Annotated in this window: 18 protein-coding genes and 1 tRNA gene; 12 read left to right on the plus strand and 7 right to left on the minus strand. The window is 73.2% G+C overall.

The window, feature by feature from the left end; translation table 11 throughout:
* Positions 1-3 precede the first annotated feature (3 nt).
* Positions 4-939, plus strand: coding sequence for a LysR family transcriptional regulator (locus amrb99_RS19195; protein WP_190857681.1), 936 nt, complete (start codon positions 4-6; stop codon positions 937-939).
* A 208-nt stretch (positions 940-1147) separates the two neighbouring features.
* Here amrb99_RS19195 and amrb99_RS19200 read toward each other — a convergent pair whose 3' ends face one another.
* On the minus strand, positions 1148-1630 hold the full coding sequence (locus amrb99_RS19200) for a hypothetical protein (protein WP_190857684.1): 483 nt from the start codon (positions 1628-1630) through the stop codon (positions 1148-1150).
* Positions 1631-1726: 96 nt separating this feature from the next.
* A complete protein-coding gene (locus amrb99_RS19205; protein WP_206700004.1) occupies positions 1727-3265 on the minus strand; it encodes an MFS transporter in 1539 nt (512 codons plus the stop codon).
* Between the two features lie 200 nt (positions 3266-3465).
* Between amrb99_RS19205 and sigJ the strand changes: the two genes are divergently transcribed.
* The 5 genes from sigJ (at position 3466) to amrb99_RS19230 (ending at position 8576) form a co-directional block, all read left to right on the plus strand.
* Positions 3466-4392 carry an RNA polymerase sigma factor SigJ gene (sigJ, locus tag amrb99_RS19210; RefSeq protein ID WP_190857692.1) on the plus strand — a complete coding sequence of 309 codons (927 nt, stop codon included), beginning with the start codon at positions 3466-3468 and terminating at the stop codon, positions 4390-4392.
* Positions 4393-4612: 220 nt separating this feature from the next.
* Positions 4613-5497: an alpha/beta fold hydrolase gene (locus tag amrb99_RS19215; protein ID WP_190857694.1), complete on the plus strand. Its 885-nt coding sequence runs from the start codon at positions 4613-4615 to the stop codon at positions 5495-5497.
* A gap of 363 nt (positions 5498-5860) precedes the next feature.
* Entirely contained in the window at positions 5861-6721 is an 861-nt protein-coding gene (locus tag amrb99_RS19220; protein ID WP_190857696.1) for a CPBP family intramembrane glutamic endopeptidase, read from the plus strand.
* A 23-nt stretch (positions 6722-6744) separates the two neighbouring features.
* Positions 6745-7920 carry a histidine kinase gene (locus tag amrb99_RS19225; protein WP_190857882.1) on the plus strand — a complete coding sequence of 392 codons (1176 nt, stop codon included), beginning with the start codon at positions 6745-6747 and terminating at the stop codon, positions 7918-7920.
* Complete coding sequence (locus amrb99_RS19230; RefSeq protein WP_190857698.1) at positions 7917-8576, plus strand: response regulator transcription factor; 660 nt, start codon at positions 7917-7919, stop codon at positions 8574-8576. Before amrb99_RS19225 ends, amrb99_RS19230 begins: the two co-directional genes overlap by 4 nt.
* A 295-nt stretch (positions 8577-8871) precedes the next feature.
* Here amrb99_RS19230 and amrb99_RS19235 read toward each other — a convergent pair whose 3' ends face one another.
* Together amrb99_RS19235 and amrb99_RS19240 are read right to left on the minus strand one after the other, a co-directional pair.
* A complete protein-coding gene (locus amrb99_RS19235) occupies positions 8872-9222 on the minus strand; it encodes an ADP-ribosylation/crystallin J1 (RefSeq protein ID WP_190857700.1) in 351 nt (116 codons plus the stop codon).
* A 694-nt stretch (positions 9223-9916) separates the two neighbouring features.
* Positions 9917-10267, minus strand: a complete 351-nt coding sequence (locus amrb99_RS19240) for a VOC family protein (RefSeq protein ID WP_190857702.1) — start codon at positions 10265-10267, stop codon at positions 9917-9919.
* Between the two features lie 235 nt (positions 10268-10502).
* Here amrb99_RS19240 and amrb99_RS19245 point away from each other — a divergent pair, with 235 nt between their 5' ends.
* From amrb99_RS19245 to amrb99_RS19255, 3 genes are read left to right on the plus strand one after another with little or no spacing between them, the layout of a single operon-like run.
* Positions 10503-10736, plus strand: coding sequence for a hypothetical protein (locus amrb99_RS19245; RefSeq protein WP_190857704.1), 234 nt, complete (start codon positions 10503-10505; stop codon positions 10734-10736).
* Positions 10693-11694, plus strand: a complete 1002-nt coding sequence (locus amrb99_RS53220; protein ID WP_347256745.1) for an AraC family transcriptional regulator — start codon at positions 10693-10695, stop codon at positions 11692-11694. Before amrb99_RS19245 ends, amrb99_RS53220 begins: the two co-directional genes overlap by 44 nt.
* 50 nt (positions 11695-11744) lie before the next feature.
* The gene (locus tag amrb99_RS19255) at positions 11745-12698 is read left to right on the plus strand and encodes an EamA family transporter (protein WP_190857706.1); all 954 of its coding nucleotides are present in this window, start codon (positions 11745-11747) and stop codon (positions 12696-12698) included.
* On the opposite strand, the gene amrb99_RS19260 is transcribed toward amrb99_RS19255, so the two are convergent.
* From amrb99_RS19260 to amrb99_RS19270, 3 genes are all read right to left on the minus strand, one after another.
* Positions 12679-14469, minus strand: coding sequence for a M64 family metallopeptidase (locus amrb99_RS19260; RefSeq protein WP_190857708.1), 1791 nt, complete (start codon positions 14467-14469; stop codon positions 12679-12681). The two genes, amrb99_RS19255 and amrb99_RS19260, sit on opposite strands and share 20 nt — an antisense overlap.
* A gap of 135 nt (positions 14470-14604) precedes the next feature.
* Positions 14605-15396, minus strand: coding sequence for an SDR family NAD(P)-dependent oxidoreductase (locus tag amrb99_RS19265; protein WP_190857710.1), 792 nt, complete (start codon positions 15394-15396; stop codon positions 14605-14607).
* Between the two features lie 18 nt (positions 15397-15414).
* Complete coding sequence (locus amrb99_RS19270; protein WP_190857712.1) at positions 15415-15624, minus strand: hypothetical protein; 210 nt, start codon at positions 15622-15624, stop codon at positions 15415-15417.
* Between the two features lie 231 nt (positions 15625-15855).
* Here amrb99_RS19270 and amrb99_RS51200 point away from each other — a divergent pair, with 231 nt between their 5' ends.
* From amrb99_RS51200 to amrb99_RS19280, 3 genes are all read left to right on the plus strand, one after another.
* On the plus strand, positions 15856-15975 hold the full coding sequence (locus amrb99_RS51200) for a DLW-39 family protein (protein WP_211238580.1): 120 nt from the start codon (positions 15856-15858) through the stop codon (positions 15973-15975).
* A 25-nt stretch (positions 15976-16000) separates the two neighbouring features.
* Positions 16001-16705: an HAD-IA family hydrolase gene (locus amrb99_RS19275; protein ID WP_347256746.1), complete on the plus strand. Its 705-nt coding sequence runs from the start codon at positions 16001-16003 to the stop codon at positions 16703-16705.
* Positions 16706-16730: 25 nt separating this feature from the next.
* Positions 16731-16806 (plus strand) — tRNA-Ala (locus amrb99_RS19280).
* The last annotated feature ends 96 nt before the right edge of the window (positions 16807-16902 follow it).

Below are 16902 nucleotides of genomic sequence, written 5' to 3' on the forward strand. Positions count from 1 at the left end.
ACTATGGAGTTGCGGCAGCTTCGGTACTTCGTGACGGTGGCCGAGGACTTGAACTTCACCCGTGCCGCGGCGCGGGTCCACGTCGCGCAGCCCGCGATCAGCCAGCAGATCGCCCGGCTCGAACACGAACTGGGCCAGGAACTGTTCGACCGGTCCGGACGGCAGATCCGGCTGACCGCGGCCGGGGAGACGTTCCTTCCCTTCGCCCGCGAGACCCTGGAGACCGCCGCCCGAGGCCGCGACGCCGTAGCCTCTCTGGCCGGGGCCCTGGCCGGGCGCCTTTCGATCGGCACCATCCAGTCTCCGCCGCCCTCCCTGCTGGATGTGCTCGCCGCGTTCCACCACGACCATCCGCTCGTGGAGATCTCCCTACGCACCGCCAACCCGCAACACCTGGCTGAACACGTCGCCAAGGGCACCCTGGACGCCGCCCTGCTGGGGATCACCGGGCAGCCGCTGCCCGCCGCCGTCGCCACCGCCGCCTACACCACCGAACCGCTCTTGGCCCTCGTTGCGCCCGACCACGCGCTCGCCGGCCGGGCTCACATCACCCTGACCGCACTCAAGGGCCAGCCCTTGGCCACGCTCACCCACGGCAGCGGCCTGCGATCCGTCCTGGAAACCGCCTGCGCCAAGGCCGGATTCACGCCTTTGATCCACGCCGAGACCGACGACATCGGCCTTCTCATCGACTTGGCGGCCCGCCGCCTCGGCGTCGCCTTCGTCCCCGGTGCCGGCCTCGTCCCCGGCACCGGCCTCGTGCCCTCCCGCCCCGACCTGGTAGTCCTCCGCGTGCACCGACCCAAACTCGTCCGGCGCACCGTATTGGCCTGGCACCGACACCGACCCACCCGCCCGGCACTGGCCTTCCTGGACTACGCACGGGCCGCGACCTCACGCGACACCGAAGACCAGGCGACTCTCAGCGAGTCCAGTTGAGGGTTCCGGCGATGTGAGGCGGCAGGTGACAGGCGGCCGAGCGGGGCACCGCGCAGGCGACCGTCAGCCGCCGACCTCGGCGGCGGAGGGGCAGGATATGGGCGGCATGCCCGGCGGCGACGGCCTCCTTGTTGGTGGCGAACGGCCTTCTGCTTGTTCGGCAATGCGCCGCCCCGGGCCTCCGGGGGACGGGCGGGTGGCGTGCGGTTTATACGTGCTCTTCGAGTTCGGGGATGCCGAGTTCCTTGCGTGCCGCCTTGAGGAACGTCTCGCGCGCGTCGCGGATGAAGTCCTCGTGCGTGCCGTCCGCCGGGCGCTCGTGCCAGAGCGCCGCGTCCAGGCGTCCGGCGTAGGCGAGCGCGGCGGTGCGCAGTTCGGGAGAGCAGACGAGGTCGAGGCACCGCTGCAGGTACCAGAAGCGATGCGTGACATCGCCGGTGTCGCTTCCCAGCGGGGCGTCCCGGAACCGGCGGTGGCTCGCGCGCTCCATGGCCTGCGCGGCGTCCATGAACTCCTGCAGCGCCTCTTTGCGCTCCGCTCTGAGCGCGGCGAGCCGGTCCGCTCTGGCCCGGGCCGTCGACTCCCGGCTCAGCAGCCGCTGGGTCCAGTACGAGCCGCCCGCCGCGATGACCGCTCCGACGACCACACCCGACAGGGACGCCAGGCTCGCCGCCAAGCCAGAACCGCTCATGTGCACATCCTGTACCGCGCGAGCCGCCACAGCGGCGCGAATCGGACAGCTCCCCCGGCACCCCGCCCTCTTGGTGAGTGCCGGGGGGCGCGCTGGTCAGTTCGGTGCCGGGGTTCTGGCGGGTTCGGTGTCGGACCGCGGGGCCGGGGCTTCGGCGGGACGGAGCAGCGGGCCGGGGCGGAGCAGCGCGCCGCAGAGGACGGCGCCGGTCGCGAAGATGCCCGCGCACCACCAGAACACCGTGGTGTAGCCGTGGATCGCGGCGAGCTGGAGGAGGTGCGGCGTCGGGCGCCCGTGCAGGTGGCCGGTCAGGTAGCCGGTGGTGGCGCTGGCGGCGATGGTGTTGAGCAGCGCGGTGCCGATCGAGCCGCCGAGCTGCTGCCCGGTGTTGATGCTCGCCGACGCCACCCCCGCGTCCTGCGGCGCCACCCCGAAGGTGCCGGTGGCGGCCGCCATGCCGAAGATGAGGCCCATGCCGGCGCCGGTCACCATGAGCGGGCCGAGCAGCGCCGACGCGTAGTCCGAGTGCGCGCCGATCCTCGTCAGCCAGACCATCCCGGCCGTGTTGAGCAGCATGCCGGCGATGACCATCGGCCGCGGGCCGAAGCGCGGCAGCAGCCTGGTGTTGCCGAGGGTGGCCGTGCTCCCGCTGAGCACCACCATCGGCAGCATGGCGACGCCGGACCTGACGGCCGAGTACCCCAGCGTCACCTGCATGTAGTAGACGAGGAACAGGAAGACGCCGAAGGTGCCCGCGCCGCTGATCAGGACGGTGAGGTAGGCGCCGGCGCGGTTGCGGTCGAGGACGATCCGGGGCGGGAGCAGGGGTTGCGCGGTGCGGGACTGCCAGGCGGCGAAGACGAGCAGGAGCGCGCCGCCGCCCGCCAGGAACCCCCAGGTCGACGGCGTGCCCCAGCTGTGCGACGCGGCGTTGGAGAAGCCGTAGACCAGGCAGAACATGCCGCCGGACACCGCCAGGACGCCCGGGACGTCCAGCCGGCCGCCCGGCGTCCGCGGCTGCCGGGGCACCAGCAGCGCGCCGCCGGTGATCGCGACCGCGGCGAAGAGCAGGTTGACGTACATGCACCAGCGCCAGGACAGCGAGGACGTCAGCGCGCCGCCGAGCAGCAGCCCCAGGCCGCCGCCCGCGGCCGCGACCATGCCGTAGACGCCGAACGCCTTGGCGCGCTCCTTCGGGTCCTTGAACGTGGTGGCGAGCAGGGACAGGGCGGACGGTGCGAGCAGCGCGCCGAAGACCCCCTGGCAGGCGCGCGCCGTCACGAGCATCGGGAAGCCGGTCGCGGCGCCGCCGGCGGCGGAGGCGGCCGCGAAGCCGACGAGCCCGGTGAGGAAGGTCGCCTTGCGGCCGACCAGGTCGGCGAGGCGGCCGCAGAACAGCAGCAGGCTGCCGAACGACAGCGCGTACGCGGTCACGACCCACTGCCGGTCGGCGGTCGTGAAGCCGAGCGCGCGCTGCGCGGACGGCAGCGCGAGGTTCATGACGGTCAGGTCGAGGACGACCATGAGCTGGGCGGCGGCGATGACGGCGAGGATCAGCCACCGCCTCGGGTCCCGGCCGGCCGTGCCCGCCGGGTCGGCCGGGCCGGAGGCCGGGGCCGCACTGGGTGTCGCCACGATGATCTCCTTGTCGCGTCGGGCGGGTCGGGGCGCCGGCGGCGGTCGCCGCACGCCGCCGGGTCTCCCGCCGCGGATCGGTGTCACCGGTCCGACGAGGCGGCCCGCCGGAATGTCAGGCGGCGGCGCGGCCTCACATTCCGGTGCGGTATCCCGTCGGAGAGGTGAGGGCGGATCCGACGCAGGGAGCCTCTGGGACCATGACCGACCATTCGCGGCACGACGACGCGGGCCTGAGCGCGATCATCAGCGAGCGGCGCCGGCTGATCAATCTCGCCTACCGGCTGCTCGGCTCCCTGTCCGAGGCCGAGGACGTCGTTCAGGAGACCTACGCCCGCTGGTACGCGATGTCGCGGGAGCAGCAGGACGCCATCGAGTCCCCCGGAGCGTGGCTGTCGAAGGTCGCCGGACGCATCTGCCTGGACATGCTCGGCTCGGCGCGCGCGCGGCGGGAGCGCTATGTGGGCGAGTGGATACCCGAACCGGTGCCGGAGCCCGGGCAGTGGGTCAGCGGCCGCATGGGCACCGCCCCGCCCGACCCGGCCGACCGGATCACCCTGGACGAGTCGGTCAGCATGGCCTTCCTCGTCGTGCTCGACGCGATGACCCCGGCCGAACGCGTCGCGCTCGTCCTGCACGATGTGTTCCGGTACCCGTTCGCGGAGATCGCGGAGATCACCGGGCGCACCCCGGCGGCGTGCCGCCAGCTGGCGTCCTCGGCCCGCCGCCGCATCCGCGACGCCGCGCCGCCCGCGGCTCCGGCGGCCCGGCAGGCCGGCATCGTCCGGGACTTCAAGGAGGCGCTGGAGGCCGGCGACGTCGGCGCGCTCGTCGGCCTCCTCGACCCCGGCGCCACCTTCACCGCCGACGGCGGCGGCCTGGTCAGCGCCACGCTGCACCCGATCGAGGGCGGCGAGCGGATCGCGCGCTACTGCGCCGGCATCGCCGCCCGGTCCCAGGGCCTGACGCGGCTCCTGGAGCGCACCGTCAACGGCCAGCCCGGCCTGGTCGCCCAGTACGGAGGCGTCACCTCGACGGTCTACGCGTTCGAGATCGCGGACGGCCGGATCAAGCACATCTGGGCGGTGCGGAACCCCGAGAAGCTCCGGTCCTGGGGCGTGGACTGAGAAGACGTCCGGCATTGTCCGGCCCCGGCGGACGAGCGGAGACGCGCGTGCCGGCCGTGCTCGTCCCCCGTGCGAGCTACCTGGGAATGTCCACCGCGCGGTGACGTTTCCGAACGGGCCGATTCCATAGCGTTCTCTGCGTGAGCGCGGCACTCCCGCCGCGAAATCCCAGGCAATGGCAATTTCGCCGCGCCGCCGGTTTCTTTCGCTGGAGGACAGGATGATTCGCAAGCTCAGGACGTTCGCCGTGGCCGCTCTCTGCTGCGCGGTGGCCGGCGCGGGGCTGACCGGATGCGATGACGACTCGGGCTCCTTCCCGTTCATGAACGCCCACAAGGCCGCCACCTTCGTCGGGACGAAGAAGATCGAGGTCGAGGGGAAGAAGGTGAACGTGTCCTGCTCGGGCGAGCGGGCGGACGGCGGGCCGGTCGTCGTCCTGCTGCACGGCGGCGGCGACGGGCTGGACAAGATGGCCGCGTTCCAGAAGACGATCGCCAAGAAGAACCGGGTCTGCTCCTACGACCGGCTCGGCGCGGGCGCCAGCGACAAGCCGGACGGACCGCAGAGCTTCGGCAGCACCGGGAAGGTCCTCACCGGGGTCCTCGACAAGATCGCCGGGGACGCTCCGGTCGTCCTGGCCGGGCACTCGATGGGCGGGCTGATCGCCGCCCGGTACGCCCCCGACCACCGGGGCCGGGTGAAGGGCCTGGTCCTCATGGACGCGACGCCGCCGTCCATGCTCGCCGACCTGACGGCGGCGATCCCCGCGTCCGCGCAGGGCCCGGCGGCCGAACTGCGCGCGCAGAACCTCGCGGTCTTCAAGGGGGAGAACCCGGAGCGGCTCGCCATGCCGGACGGGAAGGTCCGTTCCGCCGGGAACATGCCGGTGGAGGTGATCAAGCACGGGAAGCCGTACCTCGCGGCCGTCCCGGGGTCCGGCCCGCGCCTGGAGCAGTCCTGGACGGCGGGCGAGCGCAAGTGGCTCGCGCTGTCGGGCCGCAGCAGGTTCACGGTCGCGGAGAAGAGCGGCCACTACATCTACCTGGAGCAGCCCGAGGTCGCCGTCCGGGCCGTCGAGCGCGTCGCCGCGCAGGCCGCGAGCTGAAGCCCCGCGAGGCGGCGTCCCCGGGCCCGTCCCGGCAGCGTCCTGGCCGCGTACTGACTGCGCCCTGGCGGCGTCCTGACCGAGCCCTGGCCGCGCCGCGCCGCGTCCTCGCGTGGCATCCCCGCACTGTTCACGACAGGTGAGCAGGCGGGGATGCTCGTTTTCCAGGCAAAGTCGCGCCCACCGGTGGGAGTCGCCTAATGCGCCGCGCACGCCATTCGGGCGCCGGCTCGGAAAGGCTTGTCCCCCGTGCGAGCTACTCGGGAATGTCCACCGCGCGGTGACGTTTCCGAACGGGCCGATTCCATAGCGTTCTTCCATCGCCGCGGTGCTCGGGCCGCGGATCCCCCCGAAGGAGTCGGAATGCGTTTGGTGAAGCAGCTGGTGGCCGTCGCCGTGGTCGCCTTCGTCGGAAGTCAGGCGGCCGCCGCGGTGGACGGGAACGCTCTCCTCACCCTCCTGGCGGGGATGGCGACGGCCGTCCTGGCGCCGATCGTGTACGCCTGGGTGGTGCGGCGGACGGAGCACCGCGAGCCGGCGGAGATCGCGAGGAAGGGCGCCGGCGCCGCTGTCGCGCGCGGCATGCTCATCGGCTTCGCGATGTTCGCGGCCGTCATCGTGAACATCGCGTTCCTCGGCGACTACCGGGTCGACGGCTTCGGCTCGGTCGCGGGCGCGGTCGGGCTGTTCGGCTTCATGGCCGCCGCGGCGGTGACGGAGGAGCTGCTGTTCCGGGGGGTGCTGTTCCGGATCGTCGAGGGCCGCATCGGGACGTGGGCGGCGCTGGCGCTGACCGGCCTGCTGTTCGGGCTCTCGCACCTCACCAACGCGCACGCCACCCTGTGGGGCGCGCTCGCCATCGCGGTGGAGGCCGGGGGCATGCTGGCCGCCGCGTACGCCGCGACCCGCAACCTGTGGGTGCCGATCGGGCTGCACTTCGCCTGGAACTTCGCCGAGTCGGGCATCTTCGGCACCGAGGTGTCGGGCAACGGCTCGAACAAGGGGCTGCTGGACGGTGCGATGTCGGGCCCGTCGCTGATCACCGGCGGCGAGTTCGGCCCGGAGGCGAGCCTGTACTCGGTCGGGGCCGGGGTGGCGGTGATGGTCGCGTTCATGTGGCTGGCCCGCCGGCGCGGCCACGTCCTGCCCGCCCGCCGGCGGGGCGCCGGGGCCGCCGGGAGCGCCGCCGCCCGGCCGGCCGAGACCGCTACGCTCTCCCGGTGATCGGTCTTCGGCGGCTTCCGGCGATGGATCTCGGACGGTTCCCGGACGCGTGGCGGCGGTTCGACGTCACGGTCCGGGACCTCCCGTTGGCGCTGCTGCTGGTCGCCATGTCGTTCGTCCCGGCCTTCCACGGCGCGGGGACGCGGATCGGCGAGATGGCGACCCGGCCGTTCGACGCGCTCGCGGCCCTCGTCGTCCTCCTGGAGTGCCTCCCGCTCGCGGTGCGGCGGCGGTGGCCCGGCGTGTGCCTCCTGCTGGTGTCGCTCGGGTTCGCCGCCGACCAGATGCGCGGATACCACCTGGTCGCGGGCACCGCGCTCCCCTTCGCGCTGCTGAGCGCGGGCGCCTACCTGGAGCGCAACCGGCGCGTCTCCATGGCCGCCGGGTCGGTCCTGTACGTGGGGTTCGCGGTCGCGCTCAACCGGGTGGGCGCGAACGAGCGGGCCGACGAGTACGTGACGTTCTACCTCGCGCTCGCCCTGATCTGGGGGGTCGGGGCGTGGCTGCGTTCGACGCGGGCCGCCGAGGCCGAGCGCCGGCTCCGCGTCGCCGAGGCCACCCGGACCGCCGAGCGCACCCGCATCGCCCGCGAGCTCCACGACGTGGTGACCCACCACGTGACGGCGATGGTGGTGCAGGCGGAGGCGGCGCGCTACCTGGTCGCGGCCCCCGACCGGCTGGACGAGACGCTGAGCACGGTCACCGACACCGGACGGCGCGCCATCACCGATCTGCGGCACCTGCTCGACCTGCTCAACCCCGACCACGGCACGGGGGACGGGAACGGCGACGGCGGCCCGGGCAGGGCGCCGTCCGCGGGCGACCTGGACGCGCTGGTGGAGCAGACGCGGCGGGCCGGGCAGCCGGTGGAGTTCACGCGGGAGGGCGAGGCGGCGGTGGCGGCGGGCAGCGCCGAGTCGGTCGCCTACCGGGTGGTGCAGGAAGCCCTGACGAACGTGTTGAAATACGCCCACGGGAGCCGCGCCGCGGTCCAGGTGCGTTACGGCGAGAAGGAGATCACGGTGGAGGTCGGCAACGATGGCTCGGGGTCGCGGGCCGCGGCCGTCGGCGGCGGCGGGCGGGGCCTGACCGGCCTGAGCGAGCGGGTGGCGGCGCTGGGCGGGGAGTTCAGCGCGGACCCGCGGCCCGGCGGCGGGTTCGTGGTGCGGGCCCGCATCCCGTCGGGGAGCGCGTCGTGACCGCGCCGGTCCGGGTCCTGGTCTGCGACGACCAGGCGCTGATCCGCACCGGGTTCGCGACGATCATCGACGCCCAGCCGGACCTGGAGGTCGTGGGCGAGTGCGGGGACGGGCGCGCCGCGGTCGACCTCGCTCGCCGGCTGAACCCCGACATGGTGGTGATGGACGTCCGGATGCCGGTGCTCGACGGCATCGAGGCGACCCGCCTGCTCGCCGGCGCCGGGGTGGAACATCCCGTGAAGGTGCTGGTGGTGACGACGTTCAACCTGGACGAGTACGTCTACGAGGCGCTGCGGGCGGGGGCGAGCGGGTTCCTGCTCAAGGACGCGCCGCCGGCGCAGCTGCTCCAGGGCATCCGCACCGTCGCGTCCGGCGCGGCGCTGCTGGCCCCCGAGGTGACGCGGCAGCTCGTCGGCAAGTACGCGGAGCGGATCCGGCCCGCGCCGGGCGCGGCGGAGGGCACCGCGCTGGCGCCGCGCGAGCTGGAGGTGCTGCGGCTGATCGCCAACGGGCTGTCCAACAGCGAGATCGCCGCGACGCTGGTGATCAGCCAGGAGACCGTCAAGACCTACGTGTCGCGCATCCTCACCAAGCTGGACCTGCGCGACCGTGTTCAGGCGGTCGTCTACGCCTACCGCAACGGGCTGGTCACCTGAGCCTCGGCGCACCGGACGCACTCGGCCCCGGAGCGCCGCCGGTTCTCCGGCCGCCTGCCGTGCTCCGGGCGCCGGACGCGCCCCGGGCACCGGACGCACCGGCTGGGGACAGCCGGCGCACAGGGGTGTGAACAGAGATATCCACAGGATGTGGATTGCGCGGCGCCGGGGCGCGGGAACCGCTCGTGGCCAGGGAAGACGCGGATATCCCCAGGAAGCGGGGGTGGGGACGAGCGGTGGACGGCGGTGGGTACGGCGGCCGTCCCCGGGATGGGGACGGCGTTATCCACAGGCGTCACGCGTCGGCGTGGAACTCGTGGACGACCTCGATCGGGCCGACGAGGTGCGCGTTGAACTCCTCCAGTTCCTCCGCCGGGACCCACAGCTCCAGGATCGTCCGGCCGCCCACCTGGCGGACCGGGTAGCGGTCGGCGAAGGCGGCGTCGACCTCGAACCTGGTCACGTAGCCGGAGCCGTGCGCGGGCACGTTCCAGTCGCGGGCGATCTTGATCGCGTACTCCTCGTTGAGGACCGGGTAGAAGATCGGCTGGTCCGGGAGGCGCGGCGGCCACGCGTGCCAGCCCGCGGCGCGCAGCAGGTCCAGCTCGGCCGGGCCGACGGGCCGCCAGAGGGTGAGGGTGGTCATCCGCAGAGTCTGCCCGCGCGGGCGGCCCGGCGGCCATCCACTTCTCGGGGCGCACGTACCGGCGGCCCGAGAGCGTTTCCCTTCGGCGGCGGCGGCCGTGCCGGCGGGCCGCCTGACGCATCTGTCCGGAGTGCCGGCGGGCCGCCTGAGCGATCTATCCGGGGTGCCGGCGGACCGCTTGACGGATCTGTCCGGATCGTCGCACCGCTCTGACCTGCGGACGGGCTCCGGCTGTCCACAGGCGGCCGGTCGGGTGGCGACTGGGGACGTGGTTGGGGATTCTTGGTGGGCGGAGCCGTCCACCGGTCGCGGGCACCTGTGGAGGGCGGTCGCCCACAGGCTGTGAACGGGCTGTGTGCGGCGGGCCGGTGAGAGCCGTCTCGCCCCTGGTCAGCGGGTTATCCACGACGGGGACAACGGTCCTGCGCATTGGGGACCGAGTGGGGAAGAATGGTGGACGGCGCGTCTTGGCGGTCGTGCCCAGGGTGTGCACGGGAGTTATCCACAGGATGTGGAAACTGTGTATGACCGGGGGGCGGTGTGGACGGGGCGGCGCCGCGCCCGCCGGTGCCGATCGGATGTTCGAAAGGCCCTGCCGCCTGGGGATTCCGCTGTGGAGCCGGCGTCGGGAACGCCTGCTCGCAGGGGTCGGAGGATGTGCGGAACGTTGCCCCCAGCCTGTGGACGACGGGCCTCACAGGTCCTTGGCCAGGGGATGGCGGGGTTGGTAGATCGGCAGTTCGCCGCCGCTCGGCAGCCTGATCGCGGCGAGCAGTCCCCAGCCCCGGTCGCGGATCGGCACGTCCACCTGGACGCCGCGCTCGGCGAGGTCGTCGAGGGTGGCGTGGATGTCGTCGCACATCAGATAGAACTCGTGCCGGGGCGCGCCCTCGGTCGGATGGGCGGCGAGCTCGGCGGGCGGCAGCTTGAAGATCAGCCATCCGCTGCCGGCGTCGACGTCCGGGAGGCCGAGCACGTCCCGGAGGAACGCGCGGTCGGCGTCGGCGTCGCGGCTGTAGATGATGACGTGCGCACCGTTGATCATGGCTCCCCCTCCAGGAGCGTCCTACCCGCGCGCGTCGCGGTCATTTCGGATGCTCTGGACATGCTCGGCGGGCTGCGCCTTAATGGCGGGATGGAGCGGGGACCGGTCGCCGCGACGCCGCGCGGGCGTCCGCCGCGGCCTGCCCGACGGCGCCCCGGACCGTGCCGAGAGCGGCGCCGCGAAGGGGCCACGACCTGCGAACATTTGTTCGAGTGCGTGCTAGGCTCCCGGACTCATGGGGCACCTTCTGAACGAGCCGGTCCGCGCCGAGCACGACCCCGCGGGACGACTCACCGCGTACGAGTGGCGGGGGTCGCGCTACGCCGTCGAGAAGGTCCTGAAGACCTACGGCACGCCCCAGGACGGCCGCGTCTACCGGGTCCGCGTCGTCGGCGCGGAGGGCGTGGCCGTCGCGGAGCTCGGCCGTGACCGGGACCGCTGGCGGCTCCGGCACGTCTTCTCCGCCTGACGTCCCCGGCGGCACGAGCGCGGGCGGTTCGAGCCGCGCGGCCGGCTCCGGCGGCGCGGGAGACCCCGGCGGCGCGGGCACGGGCAGTGCGGGCGGAGCGGGCGGCTCGGTGCGGCGTCCCGACCGGGCGGTGTGGACGCGCGTGGACGGCATCCAAGGCGCGTCGCTCGACCTCCTCAACGCGCGCATAGGCCGCCGCCACTACGCGCCGCACGCCCACGACGAGTACGCGATCGGCGTGTGCGTCGACGGCCTGGAGACCATGCGGTACCGCGGCGAGCGGCTGTACTCCGCCGCCGGCAGCCTCGTGGTGATCGAGCCGGGCGAGGCGCACACGGGCGGCCCCGCCGACCAGGACGGCTTCGCCTACCTGTGCCTTTACCCGACCGCCGAGCTGGTGGGGGCGGCGTCGGGCTGGGACGGCGGGCTCCCGCACTTCCGCGAGCCGATCGTCGACGATCCCGGGCTGGCCGGCCGGCTGCGGCTCGCGCACCGGTCGCTGCGGCTGGGCGACGACCCGCTGGAGGGCGAGAGCCGGCTGCTCGAGGTGCTCGGCGCGATCGTCCGGCGGCATGCCGTGCGGGTCCCGCCGGGCGGCGGCGGTCCGCGCGGCGCGTCCGGCATCGCCCGTGCCGTCGCGGCACGCCTGTCGGACGAACTGGTGGGGCCGCCCACCCTCGCGGAGGTGGCGGCCGACCTCGGCCTGTCCCGGTACCAGTTGCTGCGCGCCTTCCGCGACTCGATGGGGATGCCGCCGTACGCATGGCTCGCCCAGCATCGGGTGGCGCGCGCGCGGACGCTGCTCGACGCGGGACATAGGCCGGCCGAGGCGGCGTCGCTCGTCGGGTTCGCCGACCAGGCGCACCTCACCCGCTGGTTCCGCCGCGTCCTCGGCGTGACGCCCGGCGCGTACCGCAACAGCGTTCAAGACCGCGCCCGCCGCCGCCCCGCATCCTGAACCGGTGCCCGGCGGTGGTGGCCGGGCGCCGATCCGGAACGGAGGACGTGGTGAGTCGCCGCGGCTGGTTGCTGTTCGCGCTGATGAGCGTGCTGTGGGGGATCCCCTACCTGATGATCAAGGTGGCGGTCGGGGGCGTGTCGGTGCCCGTGCTGGTGTTCGCGCGGACCGCCCTCGGCGCGCTCGTGCTGGTGCCGCTCGCCGCCCGGTCCGGCGGGCCGGCGCCCGTCCGCCGGCACTGGCGGCCGCTGCTGGCGTTCACCGCCATGGAGATCCTCGGCCCGTGGGCGCTGCTGTCGGACGCCGAGCACCGGCTGACCAGCTCGATGACCGGACTGCTGATCGCCGCGGTGCCGATCATCGGGGTGGTGCTGGCGCGGCTGGCCGGCGACGCCGAGCGGCTGGGGCCGGTCCGGTGGGCGGGGCTGCTGGTCGGCCTCGCGGGCGTCGGCGTGCTGGCCGGGCCGCATCTCGGTGGCGGCAGCGCGTGGGCGATCGGCGAGGTCATGCTGGTCGCGGTCGGGTACTCGGTCGCGCCGATGATCGCGACGCGCCGGCTGCAGGACCTGCCGAGCCTGCACATGGCCGCGGGGTCGCTGACGATCGCCGCCGTCGTGTACGCGATCCCGGCGGCGCTGACCTGGCCGGACGCGGTGCCGCGCGGCCGCGTGCTGGCCGCGCTCGGCGGCCTCGGCCTGGTCTGCACCGCGCTGGCGTTCATGGTGTTCTTCGAGCTCATCCGGGAGGCGGGCACGTCGCGGGCGATGGTGTTCACCTACGTGAACCCGGCGGTGGCGGTCGTCGCGGGCGTGCTGCTGCTCGGCGAGCCGCTCACCGGGACGATCATCGCCTCGTTCGCGCTGATCCTCGGCGGCTCGGTGCTCGCTACCGTCCGCCGCGAACCGTCCGCCGGGGAACCGTCCACCGGGGAACCGTCCGCCGCGGGCGTGCCCGCCGCGGACGCGGGTGTCGCGGACGTGCCGGTCAGCGAAGAGTCACGATGAACTTCCCGGGCCGGGCGACGTTGCCCGCCGCGTCGATCGCCCGGTACTCGACGGTGTGCCGGCCCTTGGGGAGCCTGCCGTAGGTCAGCGAGTCGATCACGGTGCCGTTCTCGGAGAACCGCCACGGCGCGGACGAGTCGGTCGGCCAGCCGAAGTAGTTGAACCAGCCGTCGCCGTCCACGCGGAACTCGGAGACGACCACGCCCGCCCGGTCGTCCGCGCCGGTCAGCTTCATGGTGAACGGACCGTCGAAGACGTACGCCGGTGTACGACCGGGCTGGGGACGCGCCTGCGCGGCCTCCGAAAGCTGGAACTTCACCGTCGGACGCTGCGCGTCGACCGTCCACGTAAGGGACTTGGAGCCGACCCTGGCGACGAGCGTGTGCGTGCCACTGCGAAGGTGCAAGCTCCCTAGCGCGATGTCGCGTTCGCTACCAGGAACGCGCCGTCCGTCGAGTTCCCAGCGGACGACAGGGGCGCTCCTAGCGGGGTGGGTCGTTTCCGCGTACACGACCGATTCGGCACCCACGGCCTTGTCGGTGGGTGTGGACGATGTGAAGTCGACGGGCACGTTGTCGGGAGGCGTCGTCAGCGCCGTGTCGATGGTCCAGGTGCGGACCTGGGTGAGCGCCGAGGACGCTCGTACGGCCGGGTCCCGCACGAAGCCGGTCGGGTCGGTGACGGTCGCCGTGACGGTGTGCGTGCCCTTCTTCAGGTGAAGGCGCTTGAGGTCGAGGTTCGGCGACTTCCCTACGGCCTTGCCATCGGCCGTCCACGTCACCGACAGCCTGTGCCCTGTCGGATGCATGGTCTCCACCCACAGGACACGGTCCGCGCCCACAGGGGCGTCCGTGGGGGTCTGCGCCTGGACGATGTCGACCTTGCCGGAGACGCGCTGCGTCATCCGTTCCCGCGCCACCTGGTCGTAGTAGTAGCCGAGCGTCTTCATCATGGAGTGCTGGCTCGGCCTCCACACGCCCTTGCTGAAGTAGAGGCCGCCCTCATAGCGGCCTATGACGCCCCCCGCTTCGCTGCGCTCGCCCAGCCACCGCCACCACTTCTGCTTCTCCGCCTTCATCTGGTCGACGGTGAGCAGCGTGTGATGGATGGACGCGGGCTCGGGACCGGCGTACGTACCGCCCGGCACGCCGCGCTGGTAGTAGTCGTACTCGTCGTCCAGGCCTCCTAGCGAATGCCCGAGTTCGTGCGGCGCGATGAGGGCCGACATGGCGTTCCCGCCAGAGGACGTGGCGTACGTACCACCCGCGCCCCCGTAGGTGTCGCTGTTGGCCATCGCAAGGATCTGCCGGTTGCTGGCGTTGGTCCCGGGCACCATGTCCGCGTACTTCTTCGCGGCGGCGGAGTCCATGACGAGCAGGCGCTGCAGGCCGTCCTGCCTGCAGCCGCTCCAGAACGCCATGCTGAGCGGCGTCGTACGGCGCGGTGAGGACAGATCCGGGTCGCAGCTCACCCCCGACTCCGCCGACGGGATCTCGACCGCGTACACGTTGATGTAGCTGCGGTACGACTTGAACGGCTCGATCGTCCACAGGTCGTTGAGGTGCTTGTCGAGGTCGGCGCGGAACTTCGCCATGTCCGCCGTCGTATAGCCGTCGCCCATCACGACGAGGTTGAAGCGCTTGGCCGGGTCACCGGTCACCTGGACCGGTACCACCGTCGCGTCCGCCGCGTCCGCGCGCGCGGGGACCGTCGCCAGGGCCGTCAGAGTGAGCGCCGCCGCGCCGATGATGGTCGTCCTACCCGTCCACATGCATGGACCTCCTCGCGTGGGCGCGCGCGGGCCACAACGGCCCGGGGAGCGGCGCGCCGGCCCCGCCGATCAAGCGGCACTGCCCGGATTATCACTCCAAGATCCGCGTTTGTCGCCCATGCGCGTCCGGCGCCGTCAGCGTTTGCCGCGCTGCCCCTCCGCCAGGCCCTCCGAGATCCGCCGGCCGCCCGCGCGCCGCTGCACCGCCGCCGACAGCACCGGCGCGGCGCCGCCCAGCAGGGCGCCGAGACGCAGCGCGAGCGGCGCCACGTCCACCTCGGCGGTGTTCCGCTCGACCGCCCGCACCGTCGCCCTCGCGACGTCCTGCGGCGTCCGCGTGCCGACGCCCCGCGGCAGCGTGACGCCCGCGTCCGCGAACATCCCGGCATCCCGGATGAACCCCGGGAAGACGGTCGACACGCCGACGCCGTGCGGCCGCATGTCCTCCCGCAACGCCAGGGCGAATCCCCGCATACCGAACTTCGTCGCGTTGTAGAGCGACGCGTGGCCGGACGCCGTCTTGCCGGACAGCGACGCGATGAACACCAGGTGCCCGCGGCCACGATCGGCCATCCGCTCGCCCGCGAGCTTCGCCATCACGATCGGCGCGCGCAGGTTCACGTCCAGGACCCGGTCGACCTGCTCCACCGTGTAGTCCGCCAGCAGCCCCGACGCGGGCAGCGCCGCGTTCGCGACCAGCACGTCCACCGGGCCCGCCTCGTCCAGCAGCCGCTCCACGCCGGCGCGGTCGGCGAGGTCGGCGACCACCGCCCGGCCGCCGAGCCGCTCGGCCAGCGGCTCCAGCACATCGCCCCGCCGCCCGCTCAGCACCACCGTCGCGCCGCGCCCGGCGAACCCCTCCGCCAGCGCCCGTCCGATCCCGCCCGTCGCCCCGGTCACCAGGACGTTCGCTCCGCGCAGCTCCATGGCCGCGATGATGGCCGATCAGAACCCGATTCGCCAGAGCAGCAGGATGATCGACGACAGCGCCAGCCCCACCGCGCCGAGCCGCACGTCGCCCACCACGATCAGGAGGGCGCACCCCACGGCCGTCACCGCCGCCGCCAGCACCAGCCCCCGGCCCCCCGACGCCTCCTTCTCCGGCGGACCGGGGTCGAGTTCGCGTTCCCAGCGCCGGAAGTCGTCCTCAGCCATCGGCACTCCCGAGGGTCGTCCCCCGGATTATGCGGCCGTCCGCCCGGTTCGGCGAGAGGCGGCGGACGGAAAAGCGGCGGCACCCGGGATTGGACGATCGGTCCGATACCGGCGAGTGGGTGCGGACCGCCCGGGATCGGTTGCTAGGCTGCGGAGAGCCTGGGGGAGCAGACACTGATCCGTATCTTTCCCCGGGTTCGGACTCATAGTCGAGGTGAAGGGGTCCCCACCGTGAAGAAGCTGCTGATTCTCGCCGTCGTCGCCCTCGGTGGCTTCGCTGTCTGGCGCCGCCTCCAGCAGGACCGCGCCGAGCTGGACCTGTGGACCGAGGCCACGTCGTCCGACAGCTGAGACGCCGGCGACACCGGGCCCCGGCGTGAGCGGCGCAGAGCCGATCTCCATCGCCTGCATCGATCTCGCCGGGACCACCGTCGCGGACGGCGGCACCGTCGAGACCGCCTTCGCCGAGGCGATCGCCGCCCTGGGGATCGTCTCCGGCACGGCGGCCCACGACCGCGCCATGGCGCGCGTCCGCGAGTCACGCGGCGGCTCGAAGATCGAGATCTTCCGCTCGCTGTTCGACGAGCCCCGCGCCCAGGCCGCGCACCTGGCCTTCGAGCGGTCCTATGACCAGCTCGTCGACCGGCACGGCCTGCGACCCGTGCCCGGCGCCGAACGCGCTCTCGAGCGCATCCGCGGCGCCGGGGTACGCGTATGCCTGCTCACCGGGTTCGGCCGCCGCACCCAGGCCCGCGTCCTCGACGCGCTCGGCTGGTGGGACCGCGTCGACCTCACCCTGTGCCCCGAGGACGCCGGCCGCGGCCGCCCGTGGCCCGACCTCGTCCTCACCGCCGCCCTCCGGCTCGGCGCCGACGACGTCCGGCACATCGCCGTCTGCGGCGACACCGCCAACGACATGCTGACCGGCCGCCGCTCCGGCGCGTCCATCGTCGCGGGCGTCCTCACCGGCGCCCACGACCGCGACCGCCTCCTCGCCGCCGGCGCCACCCACGTCCTGCCCAGCGTCGCCGCCCTCCCCGCCCTCGTCCTCGATGACGCGGCGGTAGCCGACCACCGGTAAGCTTGACGCGCCCACAGGGCAACGAGGGGCCTTAGCTCAGTTGGTAGAGCACCGGCTTTGCAAGCCGGGTGTCAGGGGTTCGAATCCCCTAGGCTCCACCACCCAAAAGCCCAGGTCAGAACCGGAATTCCGACCTGGGCTCTCGTCTCTCACGATCGCTTCTTTCGCTTCCGTGCCCCTTGCGTGCCCGATCGCTT

Source organism: Actinomadura sp. RB99 (assembly GCF_014706005.1).
Classification (GTDB): domain Bacteria; phylum Actinomycetota; class Actinomycetes; order Streptosporangiales; family Streptosporangiaceae; genus Spirillospora.

Bases quoted from the DNA above. Each gene is read 5' to 3' on its own strand.
- amrb99_RS19195 (WP_190857681.1), top strand. From the start codon at position 4: ATGGAGTTGCGGCAGCTTCGGTACTTCGTGACGGTGGCCGAGGACTTG.
- amrb99_RS19200 (WP_190857684.1), bottom strand. From the start codon at position 1,630: ATGAGCGGTTCTGGCTTGGCGGCGAGCCTGGCGTCCCTGTCGGGTGTG.
- sigJ (WP_190857692.1), top strand. From the start codon at position 3,466: ATGACCGACCATTCGCGGCACGACGACGCGGGCCTGAGCGCGATCATC.
- amrb99_RS19215 (WP_190857694.1), top strand. From the start codon at position 4,613: ATGATTCGCAAGCTCAGGACGTTCGCCGTGGCCGCTCTCTGCTGCGCG.
- amrb99_RS19220 (WP_190857696.1), top strand. From the start codon at position 5,861: ATGCGTTTGGTGAAGCAGCTGGTGGCCGTCGCCGTGGTCGCCTTCGTC.
- amrb99_RS19225 (WP_190857882.1), top strand. From the start codon at position 6,745: ATGGATCTCGGACGGTTCCCGGACGCGTGGCGGCGGTTCGACGTCACG.
- amrb99_RS19235 (WP_190857700.1), bottom strand. From the start codon at position 9,222: ATGACCACCCTCACCCTCTGGCGGCCCGTCGGCCCGGCCGAGCTGGAC.
- amrb99_RS19240 (WP_190857702.1), bottom strand. From the start codon at position 10,267: ATGATCAACGGTGCGCACGTCATCATCTACAGCCGCGACGCCGACGCC.
- amrb99_RS19245 (WP_190857704.1), top strand. From the start codon at position 10,503: ATGGGGCACCTTCTGAACGAGCCGGTCCGCGCCGAGCACGACCCCGCG.
- amrb99_RS19260 (WP_190857708.1), bottom strand. From the start codon at position 14,469: ATGTGGACGGGTAGGACGACCATCATCGGCGCGGCGGCGCTCACTCTG.
- amrb99_RS19265 (WP_190857710.1), bottom strand. From the start codon at position 15,396: ATGGAGCTGCGCGGAGCGAACGTCCTGGTGACCGGGGCGACGGGCGGG.
- amrb99_RS19270 (WP_190857712.1), bottom strand. From the start codon at position 15,624: ATGGCTGAGGACGACTTCCGGCGCTGGGAACGCGAACTCGACCCCGGT.